General features: G+C 64.3%; 10 protein-coding genes. 5 read left to right on the plus strand and 5 right to left on the minus strand.

Annotation, left to right across the window (positions count from 1 at the left end):
- Window positions 1-13 precede the first annotated feature (13 nt).
- The 5 genes from RAD10_RS25505 (at window position 14) to RAD10_RS25525 (ending at window position 5,092) form a co-directional block, all read left to right on the plus strand.
- Complete coding sequence (locus RAD10_RS25505; protein ID WP_461619662.1) at window positions 14-1,099, plus strand: ABC transporter ATP-binding protein; 1,086 nt, start codon at window positions 14-16, stop codon at window positions 1,097-1,099.
- Entirely contained in the window at window positions 1,099-2,073 is a 975-nt protein-coding gene (locus RAD10_RS25510) for a carbohydrate ABC transporter permease (RefSeq protein WP_461619663.1), read from the plus strand. Before RAD10_RS25505 ends, RAD10_RS25510 begins: the two co-directional genes overlap by 1 nt.
- Window positions 2,073-2,879 carry a carbohydrate ABC transporter permease gene (locus tag RAD10_RS25515; protein ID WP_194406557.1) on the plus strand — a complete coding sequence of 269 codons (807 nt, stop codon included), beginning with the start codon at window positions 2,073-2,075 and terminating at the stop codon, window positions 2,877-2,879. The genes RAD10_RS25510 and RAD10_RS25515 overlap by 1 nt, the downstream gene beginning before the upstream one ends.
- A 10-nt stretch (window positions 2,880-2,889) precedes the next feature.
- Complete coding sequence (locus tag RAD10_RS25520; RefSeq protein ID WP_018323269.1) at window positions 2,890-3,219, plus strand: DUF2160 domain-containing protein; 330 nt, start codon at window positions 2,890-2,892, stop codon at window positions 3,217-3,219.
- 130 nt (window positions 3,220-3,349) lie between these two features.
- The gene (locus RAD10_RS25525) at window positions 3,350-5,092 is read left to right on the plus strand and encodes an ABC transporter substrate-binding protein (protein ID WP_212249373.1); all 1,743 of its coding nucleotides are present in this window, start codon (window positions 3,350-3,352) and stop codon (window positions 5,090-5,092) included.
- A gap of 237 nt (window positions 5,093-5,329) precedes the next feature.
- Here RAD10_RS25525 and RAD10_RS25530 read toward each other — a convergent pair whose 3' ends face one another.
- The 5 genes from RAD10_RS25530 to RAD10_RS25550 form a co-directional block, all read right to left on the minus strand.
- Window positions 5,330-6,430, minus strand: coding sequence for an alkene reductase (locus tag RAD10_RS25530; protein WP_461619664.1), 1,101 nt, complete (start codon window positions 6,428-6,430; stop codon window positions 5,330-5,332).
- A 179-nt stretch (window positions 6,431-6,609) separates the two neighbouring features.
- Window positions 6,610-7,113 carry a DUF1993 domain-containing protein gene (locus RAD10_RS25535; RefSeq protein WP_091956111.1) on the minus strand — a complete coding sequence of 168 codons (504 nt, stop codon included), beginning with the start codon at window positions 7,111-7,113 and terminating at the stop codon, window positions 6,610-6,612.
- A gap of 108 nt (window positions 7,114-7,221) precedes the next feature.
- Window positions 7,222-8,520, minus strand: coding sequence for a lytic murein transglycosylase (locus RAD10_RS25540; RefSeq protein ID WP_461619665.1), 1,299 nt, complete (start codon window positions 8,518-8,520; stop codon window positions 7,222-7,224).
- A gap of 116 nt (window positions 8,521-8,636) precedes the next feature.
- Entirely contained in the window at window positions 8,637-10,577 is a 1,941-nt protein-coding gene (locus RAD10_RS25545; RefSeq protein WP_461619666.1) for a glycosyltransferase, read from the minus strand.
- Entirely contained in the window at window positions 10,574-11,944 is a 1,371-nt protein-coding gene (locus RAD10_RS25550) for an HlyD family secretion protein (protein WP_461619667.1), read from the minus strand. Before RAD10_RS25550 ends, RAD10_RS25545 begins: the two co-directional genes overlap by 4 nt.
- Between the last annotated feature and the right edge of the window lie 10 nt (window positions 11,945-11,954).

Here is an 11,954-nt window from a genome sequence, read left to right on the forward strand (position 1 = left end):
GAGGGGATGCGCCATGGCCCGCATTGACCTCGTCGATCTCGCCCATTCCTACGGCGGCAACGATGCGCCGCAGGACAGCTTTGCGCTGAAGCCGGTGACCATGACCTGGCGGCAGGGCGGCGCTTATGCGCTGCTTGGTCCGTCCGGCTGCGGCAAGACCACGCTGCTCAACGTCATCTCCGGCATCATCACGCCGTCGCGGGGGCAAATCCTGTTTGACGGCAAGGACATCACACCTCTGTCAACCCAGAAGCGCAATATCGCGCAGGTGTTCCAGTTTCCGGTGATCTACGACACCATGACTGTGGGGCAGAATTTGGCGTTTCCGCTGAAGAACCGCGGCGTGCCGAAGGCCGAAATCGACAAGCGCGTCGCCGAGATCGGCCGCCTGCTCGACCTCGAACCCTATCTGAACCGCAAGGCGACGCGGCTCACGGCCGATGCCAAGCAGAAGATCTCGCTCGGCCGCGGTCTCGTCCGTTCCGACGTCGCCGCCGTGCTGTTCGACGAGCCGCTGACGGTGATCGATCCCGAGCTGAAATGGCAGCTCCGCTCCAAGCTGAAGGCGCTGCATCGCGAGCTCGACCTCACGATGATCTACGTCACCCACGACCAGACCGAGGCGCTGACCTTCGCCGACACCGTCGTCGTCATGCATGACGGCCGCGTGGTGCAGAGCGGTACGCCTGCCGAGCTGTTCGACAAGCCGGCGCATACCTTCGTCGGCTATTTCATCGGCTCGCCCGGCATGAACATCCTGTCGGCCGAGGTGAGGGGACGCGAGGCGCGCATTGGCGGTCACGTCATCGCGCTGAACCGTGCTTACGACAATCTGCCTGTCGGCGCGAAGATCGAGATCGGCGTCCGTCCAGAATTCGTGGAGGTCGTGGCCCCCGCGCCCGGCCTGCTCACCGCGAAGATCGAGCGCCTCGACGATCTCGGCCGCATTCGTTTTGCGCGCGCACGCTTCGGTGACGCCAAGCTCGCGGCGCGCGCGCCCGCGGGATTCACCAGCTCGGATGGCATGGCCGGACTGAAATTCGATCCGTCACACGTCCACGTCTATGCCGACAGCCTTCTGGTGGAAGGAGCCGCCTGATGGACAAGACCGTCAACCAAAAAGCCTGGTTCCTGGTGCTGCCGGTGTTCCTGGTCGTCGCCTTCTCGGCGGTGCTGCCGCTGATGACGGTGGTGAACTATTCGATGCAGGACACCTTCGGCAACAACCAGTTCTTCTGGAACGGCGTCGGCTGGTTCAAGGAACTGCTCGATCCCTCCACCGATCTCGGCGGCCGCTTCCTCGCTTCCCTCGGCCGCAACCTGTTCTTCTCGCTGGTGATCCTCGCGATCGAGGTGCCGCTCGGCATTGTCGTCGCGTTGTCGATGCCGCGCGAGGGCTGGACGGTGGCGGCCTGCCTCGTGATTCTCGCGCTGCCGCTGCTGATTCCGTGGAACGTGGTCGGCACGATCTGGCAGATCTTCGGGCGTCCTGACATCGGGCTGCTCGGCTACTTCCTCAACGCCGCGGGCATCGACTACAATTACGTCTCCAACGACATCGACGCCTGGGTCACCGTCATCGTGATGGACGTCTGGCACTGGACCAGCCTCGTCGCGCTGCTCTGCTATGCCGGCCTGAAATCGATTCCCGAAGCCTATTACCAGGCTGCCCAGATCGACGGTGCCTCGCGCTGGGCCGTGTTCAAGGCGATCCAGCTGCCGAAGATGAACCGGGTGCTGTTGATCGCCGTGCTGCTCCGCTTCATGGACAGCTTCATGATCTACACCGAGCCGTTCGTCGTCACCGGCGGCGGGCCCGGCAACTCCACCACCTTCGTGTCGATCGAGCTCGTCAAGATCGCGCTCGGCCAGTTCGACCTCGGCAAGGCTGCGGCGCTGTCGCTGGTCTACAATCTGATCATCCTGATCGTCTGCTGGATCTTCTACACCGTCATGACCAATGCCGGCGCCGAGCGGAAGGTTCAGGCCGAAAGCGAGCCGGCGGCGGAGCCGAAGCCTGCGGCCGCGCTCAAGCCCGTGCCAGCGCTCAAGCCAAAGGAAGGAGTGGCCTGATGCATTCGATTCCCGGCCGCCGCCTCATCATGGGGCTGTTTCTGATCTTCCTGCTGCTGCCGATCTACTGGCTCGTCAACATGAGCTTCAAGACCAACGCCGAGATCGTCTCGACGATGACGCTGTGGCCGCATACCCCGACGCTCCAGCACTACAAGCGCATCTTCACCGACGAGAGCTGGTATTCCGGCTACATCAACTCGCTGGAATATGTCGTTCTCAACACCATCATCTCGATCTCGGTTGCCTTGCCTGCGGCCTACGCCTTCTCGCGCTACCGCTTCCTCGGCGACAAGCACCTGTTCTTCTGGCTCTTGTCGAACCGCATGGCGCCGGCCGCGGTCTACGCGCTGCCGTTTTTCAATCTCTATTCGGCGATCGGCCTCTTCGATACGCCCTGGGCCGTTGCGCTCGCGCACTGCATCTTCAACGTGCCGCTGGCGGTGTGGATCCTCGAAGGCTTCGTCTCCGGCGTGCCGCGCGAGATCGACGAGACTGCCTTCCTCGACGGCTATTCCTTCCCGCGCTTCTTCATCAAGATCCTGGTGCCCTTGATCGCGAGCGGCATCGGCGTCGCCGCCTTTTTCTGCTTCATGTTCTCCTGGGTCGAGCTTTTGCTCGCGCGCACGCTGACCTCGGTGTCCGCCAAGCCGATCGCTGCGATCATGACGCGCACGGTGTCGGCATCGGGCATGGATTGGGGCCTCTTGGCAGCCGCCGGCGTGCTCACCATCATCCCGGGCGCGCTCGTGATCTGGTTCGTCCGCAACTACATCGCGAGCGGTTTTGCGCTCGGTCGCGTCTAAGGAGGCATCAATGGAATCGATCGCATGGATGGCCTGGACGCTGCCGACGGCGATCTTCTTCGCCGCGCTGGCCTGCACGCTCGCCGTGATGACGTGGCTTGCGGCGGTCTATCCCGAAGCCGAGCGTGTCGGCGTGCTCCGAATTCCGACCACGCGCGGCGACCGCCTGTTCATTTCGCTGATATCAGCGGCGGTCATCCACCTTCTCTGGATCGGCTTCTTCGGCACCGATGCAATCGCAACGCTGCCGATCGGCGAGGAGGGCGTTGAAATCTCGCGCCTGTGGCTCGCAAGTGGAATTTCGCTGGTCACGGCCGTGCTCATTTTTCGCACGGTCTGAAGCTCGCGAAGGGACGGCCAGATCCGGGGGCAATCCGGGTCTGTATAAAAGTTTGTCGCTGCAACGGAGGAACAACATGCGACAGTTTAGGAGAAGGAAAGGCCCATTGACCAAGAATAGCTTTCTGACCATGTCCAGCGCCGCCGCCATCATTGCGGTGTCGTTCGCCGTCTCGGCGCCGGTCCGCGCCGCCGACGACGCCGTGATCCAGAAGTGGATCGCGGAATTCACGCCCTCGACGCTGTCGAAGGAAGACCAGAAGAAGGAGCTGGAGTGGTTCGCCAAGGCCGCCGAGCCCTTCAAGGGCATGGAGATCAACGTCGTCTCCGAGACCATCACGACTCACGAATATGAGTCGCAGACGCTGGCCAAGGCGTTCTCCGAGCTCACCGGCATCAAGCTCAAGCACGACCTCATCCAGGAAGGTGACGTCGTCGAGAAGCTGCAGACCCAGATGCAGTCCGGCAAGAACGTCTATGACGGCTGGATCAACGATTCCGACCTGATCGGAACGCATTTCCGCTACGGCCAGACCGTCGTGCTGTCGGACTACATGACCGGCGAGGGCAAGGACGTCACCGATCCCATGCTCGACGTCAACGACTTCATCGGCAAGTCGTTCACCACGGGGCCGGACGGCAAGCTCTATCAGCTGCCCGACCAGCAGTTCGCCAACCTCTATTGGTTCCGCTACGACTGGTTCACCAACGCCGACTACAAGGCCAAGTTCAAGGCCAAGTATGGCTACGAGCTCGGTGTGCCCGTGAACTGGTCCGCCTATGAGGACATCGCCGAGTTCTTCACCAACGACATCAAGGAGATCAACGGCGTCAAGGTCTACGGCCATATGGACTATGGCAAGAAGGACCCCTCGCTCGGATGGCGTTTCACCGACGCCTGGCTGTCGATGGCCGGCAACGGTGACAAGGGCATTCCGAACGGCCTGCCGGTCGACGAATGGGGCATCCGCATGGAAGGCTGCCGCCCGGTTGGCTCCTCGGTCGAGCGTGGTGGCGACACCAACGGTCCGGCCGCGGTCTACTCGATCACCAAGTATCTCGAGTGGCTGAAGAAGTACGCGCCGCCGCAGGCGCAGGGCATGACGTTCTCCGAAGCAGGCCCGGTGCCGGCGCAGGGTAACATCGCCCAGCAGATGTTCTGGTACACCGCTTTCACCGCCGACATGGTGAAGCCGGGCATCGCCGTGATGAACGCGGACGGTACGCCGAAATGGCGTATGGCTCCCTCGCCGCACGGTTCGTACTGGAAGGAAGGCATGAAGCTCGGCTACCAGGACGCCGGCTCCGTGACGCTGCTGAAGTCGACCCCGGCGGATCGCCGCAAGGCGGCCTGGCTCTATCTCCAGTTCATCATCTCGAAGTCGGTGAGCTTGAAGAAGAGCCATGTCGGTCTCACCTTCATCCGTGAATCCGACATCTGGGACAAGTCGTTCACCGAGCGTGCGCCGAAGCTCGGCGGCCTGATCGAGTTCTACCGTTCGCCCGCGCGCGTGCAGTGGACCCCGACCGGCAACAACGTGCCCGACTATCCGAAGCTCGCGCAGCTGTGGTGGCAGAACATCGGCGATGCGTCGTCCGGTGCGAAGACGCCGCAAGCCGCGATGGACGCGCTGGCCGCCGCTCAGGACTCCGTCATGGAGCGCCTGGAGAAGTCCGGCGTGCAGGGCGCCTGCGGTCCCAAGCTGCACAAGAAGGAGACGGCCGAATACTGGTTCGCCAAGGCCCAGAAGGACGGCACGATTGCTCCGCAGCGCAAGCTCGCCAACGAGAAGCCGAAGGGCGAGACCGTCGACTACGACACCCTGATCAAGTCGTGGCCGGCAACCCCGCCCAAGCGCGCGGAAGCGAAGTAAGCGGCGCGTAGCGTCATCCAAAACGAAAGGCCGGGAGCGATCCCGGCCTTTTTCTTTGCGCTGGTGGCGCGAGCGCGTCCACACATTCGATCTCATTGCCCGCGAAGGCGGGCAATCCAGTATTCCAGAGACGGTTGTGATCGAACCGAGAGGTCACGGCGTACTGGATGCCCCCGCCCCCGTGCGCAATTGCGCACTAGGCGGGGCATGACAGCGGCTGTGTGGGTGGACGCTCCCTTACTCCGCCGGCTCGGCCGCCAGCGTCGGGTAATCCGTATATCCCTTCGCACTGCCGCCGTAGAACGTGTTCTTGTCCCAGTCGTTCAGCGCCGCGCCCTGCTTCAGCCGCTCGACGAGGTCGGGGTTGGAGATGAAGGGTTTGCCGAAGGCGATGAGGTCGGCCGCTTTGGTGTCCAGCACCTTGGTGGCGAGATCGAAATCGTAGCCGTTATTGGCGACATAGGCGCCGGCAAAGCGCTTGCGCAAGGATGCATAATCGAACGGCGCGATGTCGCGCGGGCCGCCGGTGGCGCCTTCGACGACATGGAGATAGACCAGCTTCAGCGCGCTGAGGCCGTCGACGATATGGTCGTACAGGGCTTGCGGGTTGGAATCCGAGATATCGTTGGCCGGCGTCACCGGCGAGATGCGGATGCCGGTACGGTCGGCGCCGGCCTCGGCCACGACGGCCCTGGACACCTCCAGCATCAGCCGTGCGCGGTTCTCGATCGAGCCACCATAGGCATCGGTGCGCTTGTTGGCGCCGTCCTTGGCGAACTGCTCAAGTAAATAGCCGTTGGCACCGTGAATCTCGACGCCGTCGAAGCCGGCCTCCAGCGCGTTCTTCGTGGCGCGCTTGAAATCGTCGATAATCCCGGGGATTTCGGAGAGCTCGAGCGCGCGCGGCTCGGAGACGTCGGCGAAGCCGCCGTTCACGAAGGTCTTGCCCTTGGCGCGGATCGCGCTCGGTGCCACCGGCGCTGCGCCACCCGCCTGCAGGTCGACATGCGAGATGCGGCCGACATGCCAGAGCTGGATGAAAATCTTGCCGCCGCGCGCATGGACCTTGTCGGTGACCTTGCGCCAGCCGGCCACCTGCTCCTTCGAATAGATGCCGGGGGTGTCCTGGTAGCCTTGACCCTGCTGCGAGACCTGGCTTGCTTCGGTGATCAGGAGGCCGGCCGAGGCGCGCTGGCCGTAATAGTCGGCGGCGAGCGCACCAGGCACGAACGTGGCGGGCACGGCACGGTTGCGCGTCAGCGGCGCCATGACCAGGCGGTTCGCCAGCGTGATCGGGCCGAGCTTGTAGGTCTCAAACAATTTGGTCGAACGGCTCATGGGGAATGCTTCCAGGGGTGTGAGGTCCCGAACACTTGTGCATCGCGACATCAGGCGCAAGGGAGGAGCCATACGGAAAGTGCAGGCGAGCTACGCGACGGGGCCCGCGTAGCATAATTCATGTGCGATCTTGGCCGTGACAGTGGATTACGACTGCCACGGCCGTGCGATTTCGCAAATCAGTTCGCGCCCATAAAATCCCGCTTGCCGATCTCGACGCCGTTGTGGCGCAAAATGCCGTGGGCGGTCGTGGCGTGGAAATAGAAGTTCGGCAGCGAGAACGCGCTCAGGAATTGCTGGCCCTTCATGGTGATGGATTTGTCGGGGCCGGCGGGGAAGGTGACGTCCTTGGTCTCGGCACCTTCGAATTGCTCGGGCTTGAACGACTTCACATAGTCGATGGTCTTGGCCAGCCGCTGCTTCAATTCCGTAAAGCTGGTCTCGGTGTCGGGCGTCGAGGGCACCTCGCTATGGGTCAGCCGGGCGCAGCCCTTGGCGGCGAAATCGCTGACGAGCTGGACCTGCTTCGACAGCGGCAGCATGTCCGGGAAGAGGCGCGAGCCGAGCAGGACACTGGGGTCGATCTTCCTGGCCGCGCAATGCGCCTCGGCTTTGGTGAGCAGGCCGGTGAGGCTGTTCAGCATTTGCAAATAGGCGGGGACGGCCGCGTCGTAGAGGGACATGTGATGCTCGCTTGTGAATGGGAAATCTCAGGAGAAAACCTGAGCTACTCACATGGGAGGCTCACGGAAAAATACAATCGCGGGAGCCGTTTGTGCAGTGCGAAAATTCTACCGCACCGTCCCCGCCGGCTGCGCCTGCGCCGTGGCGCCGCGCATGCGTGCGAGGAGTTCCGGCGTTGGCCACGAATCGGCCGGCAGGCCGTGCTTGATCTGCATCGCCTTGACGGCCGCGCGGCTCTGCTGGCCCAGCACGCCGTCGACCTTGCCGACATTGAAGCCGGCACGCACGAGCAGTTGCTGCAATTCCTTGAGCTCGTTGAACGGCAGCTGCGCCACCGGCGCCGTCGGCTTGCGCATCGGCGCGGCACCTGCAATGCGCGAGGCGAGATAGCCCGCGGTGGTCGAATAGATCAGCGAGTTATTCCACTCGGTGTAGGCCGCGAAATTCGGGTACGCCATGAAGGCCGGACCATTGCGTCCCATCGGCAGCAGCACGGAGGCCGCGAGATTGTCATTCGGCAGCGGCCGGCCGTCGGGATAGGTGACGCCAAGCTGCGCCCATTTCGAGCGCGGCTCTCGCACCGTGAGGTCGGTCTGCTCCCACGGCAGGTTTTGCGGCACCTTGATCTCTTCCAGCCACGGCTCGCCGCGCCGCCACTTCAGGCCGTTGGCAATGTAGTTCGCGGTCGAGCCGATCACGTCGGCTGGCGACCGCAACAGATCGCGCCGTCCGTCGCCGTCATAATCGACGGCGTAGTTGACGTAATGCACGGGCAGGAACTGGGTCTGCCCGAGCTCGCCGGCCCAGGAGCCGATCATCTCATCGGGATGCAGATCGCCGCGGTCGATGATCTTTAGCGCGGCGATGGTCTCGCCCACGAACATCTCCGAGCGACGGCAGTCATAGGCGAGCGACACCAGCGATTTCAGCGTCGGCAGATTTCCCATGTTGGCGCCGAAGTCGCTCTCCAGCCCCCAGAACGCGGCGATCACCGCCGGCGGCACGCCGTATTCCTTTTCGGCTCGTGCGAACGCGGCAGCGTATTGCTTGATGTGCTGCTGCCCGTTCTGCATGCGATAGGGCGCCGCCATGCGTCCGGCAAATTCGGTGAAGAGCTGGCCGAACACGCGCTGGCCGCGGTCGCGGTTGACGATGCCCTGGTCGTAGACGAGGTAGGGCGAAGCCTCCGCGATCGTCCGCTGCGATACGCCGGCGGCCACAGCCTGTTGCTTCACGTCGGCGAGAAAGCGATCGAAGCCCGCACCGTTATGGCACGCCGCCGCACGCGGCGAGGCTGCGGCCCTGGGCGCCACGGGTTTGGCGGGCGGCGGCGCGAACTGGGCGGAGGCGGTGGCGGAGCATGCGAGGAGCGCGACGGCCGCGATCAGAAATCGGGTCTGGACCATAGGGGTTCCGGAGGGGAAGGGGCAGGCGTGGATTCGCCCGAAGTTTAGGTGAAGTGATGGCCTCAGGCCATCCTTTCCGTGCCATGCCAGCATATGGAATGCGAGTGGATGCGGGCCTAGCCGAACAGCCGCATCAGCAGCGCTTTCCCGACCGGGAGCGCCCTGACGCCCTGATAGGCGCGAACATACTCGCCGGCATAGAACGCCCTGATCGCATGCACGCGTGTATCCATGCCTTCCTCGAAACGCACCGCGAATCCATCCGCGGTCCGCCGCACCACGACCGCGGCGATCGGGCGGCCATAGATCCGGCATTCGATCGCGCTGCCGGGGTGCGGCGGATCGGGATCGATCAGGCGCGCGCCGGTGATCGAGATGTCGGCGAGCCGCGCGAGATGCCACTTGCCGTGCTGGCGCAGCAGCACCGTCTCATTGCGATCAAAGCGCTCCGCCTTGCGCTTGCGCGGCTGCTCGATGCAGACGAAGCAGACCACGGTGAGGATGAATGCGTTGTAGAGGCTCCAGGTCAGGGCCAGCCCGCCGTAGGCGATGTTCTCGCCGCGCAGGTGCAGGATGAAGGCATAGGCGATGGCTGCGAGCGTGACGAGAAGCGCGGTGCCATAGAGCCGCAGCAGCGGCCATTCGACAAATCTCCTGTCCCGGTCCCCGCCTTTCGCCGTGACCTTGAACTTGTGTCCTTTCGGCTTCAGCAGACCGGTTGCCACCGCCTTCAGCACTGCGGGCGCGGCGATGAGTTGCGACACGTCCGTCATCATGGCCAGCGAGCGGCCGTGCGACAGCCAGGCCATGCTGAGGCTGTGCCAGACATAGAACGGCAGAAAGAATTGGAGCAGCTCGCTCAGGTCGGCCCGGACCGCCTTGATGCCGAACAGCAGGAACAGCCAGGGCACCACGAGGCCCGCCACCTTCGACGTGTAGACCGCGGACCAGCTCATAAAAGCATCGACCAGCGAGAGTCGGTCGATGAAGGAGAGCTTCGACTCCCTCGACAGCGGTCCGCTGCGGCCGCGCACGATTTGCATCAAGCCGAGGCACCAGCGGGCGCGCTGGGTGATGTACTCCTTCAACCCTTCCGGCGCGAGCCCGATCGTCAGCCGCTCGTTGAGATAGATCGTGCTGAGGCCGCGTTCCTTGAGGCGAAGGGTGACGAGATAGTCTTCCGTAACGGAATCGGTCGGAAAGCCGCCGATCAGCATCAGTCCGTCGTAGCGAATGAGCGATGAGGTGCCGCAGCAGAATGCGACGCCCCAGGCGTCCTTCGCCGGCAGCAGGATGTCGAAGAAGAAGCGTTGCTCGTCCGGCCAAACGTCGGTTGCAGCAAGGTTGCTCTGGATCGGGTCGGGATTGATGAAGTGCTGCGGCGTCTGCACCACCCCGACCGAAGCATCGTCCATGAGCGAGATGGTCCGCGCCAGGAAGTCGGGCCGCGGCACGAAGTCCGCATCGAGGATCGCCACGAATTGCGGCGGCTTCGGCATCGCACCGACATGTCGGAGCGCATGATTGATATTGCCGGCCTTGGCGTGATGGTTGTCGGGCCGCGTGAGATAATGGCAGCCGAGTTCACCCGCGAGTCGCCGCAGCCAGGGCCGTCGGCCGTCGTCGAGCACCCAGACGCGGTAGTTGCCGTACGTCATGCCGGTCGCGCCGATGATCGTGCGCTCGAGAATCGATCGTTCCTCGTTGTAGGTGCAGATGAAGACGTCGATCAGCGGCGCGCCGGGATCGAAGGCGCGGCTGTCGATCCTGGCTGATCTGGAACGATCGATTGTTCGGCTCAGGAACAGCAGAGACAAACTGACCGCGACGAGCGAGGCCGCTTCCAGCAGCATGAAGGGATAGCCGATCACGGCATCCGCGGTCAGATGCGGCGGCGGGAGAGTCGCTGTGACGCGCCAATGGAGATAGCGGAGCAGGAAAACGACTGACACGATGGCCAGGAACGAGCGTGCCATCGTGCTGTCGCGCCTGAGCAGCGGCACGATCGCCATGAAGGCGCCGAGCGCAATCAGGCCGGGTGTCAGCGCCGTCGTCACGGCGCGGTCTCTTGCCTTGCAAACACCACGCGGCCGGTGCGTCCCACCGTGCAGGCGTGGGCAGCGCCATCACCGAGCGCAACGGTCACGCGATAGGGCTCCTTGCTCAGCGCGTCGGGATTGATGGCGAGATTGGCGGGCGCACCGGCGGCGCCGGTCAGGTTGACCACGGTGCCGGAGATCGGCGCACCGCCGTCGTTCGGCTCGAAGGTGGCGTGGTCGCCGAGCTGCAAACGGTTGTAGACGTTCTCGGTGACGTTCGCGGTGATGACGGCGCTGCTGCAATCGAGCACCTTCAGCAGGGGCTGGCCGGCCTGTACGTCCTCGCCCGGCGAGGTCATCATCTCCCAGACGCGCCCTGCGACGGGCGTCGTGATGTTGGCTTCGGACAGATCGGCGAAGCGAATCTCTTCGGTGATGATCTCGCTGGCGAGCCAGGCGATCTCGGTGTCGGCGCGTGCGAGGTCGGCGTCGAGGTCGCCGGCACGCTGGCGCATCTCTTCCTCGCGCTGCACCGAGCTCGGCCGGTCGTTGTAGCTGTCGCCGAGGAAGGAGCCGTTCCGTGCCGCGGCAAGCTCGACCTTGGCCGCGTCCAACCGCTTGCGCGCACCGAGCTCGGTCTGCTGCGACACGGAGAGCTCGCGCGTCAGCCGTGCCAGCTCGACGGTCGAGACATTGCCGGATTTCGCCAGCGAGGATGCGCGGTCGACCGCGGCACTGGCTTCCTCCCGCCGCGCTGCGGCGGCCTCGATCGAGGTCTGGATCTCGGCGATCCGGGCCTCGAGCTGGAGCACGCGCCCGTCGCGGAATTGCGTCGCCTGCCGCGCCAGGTCCTTTTGCGCTGCCTGGGCCGAGGCAAGCTTGGCGGCAAGGCTGGGCCGCTCGTTCTCCAGGCGCGATTTCTGCCGCCGGAGATCGTCGAGCCGGGTGCGATCGCCGCGCGGGTTGACCACGCGCAGGACCACGGTCCCGGCGTCGAGCCTGGCCTGATCGGTCAAGCGCTGCGCGGCTGCCACACGGCCGCCGATCGGCGTGCGCAGGGTGACGAGGCGGGAATTCAACACGGCCTCGACGCTTGAATACTCCCAGACCGCGCGCAGCGGCAGCCAGCCGAAAATGGCGATGAGGGCAAGTCCGATCGCGATCTTCGCGCCGCGCCTCAGATGTGGCCAGCGCCGCTGCGTTTCCGGCTGTGTCTGCGCATCGGGCGCGGGGCCGGGCTCGTCATTGGCGAACATCTGCTCATACAGCGCCTCCTGCAATCCCTTCGCGTCAGTCCTCGTGTCGATCTTGGCGTCAATCTTGGCGTCGTGAGGGGAGGGAGCAGATGCGGGGTCGACGGAGGCGGCGCTCGAGCGGTCCATCATGACGGTCACC

This window comes from Bradyrhizobium sp. 23AC, assembly GCF_054863025.1.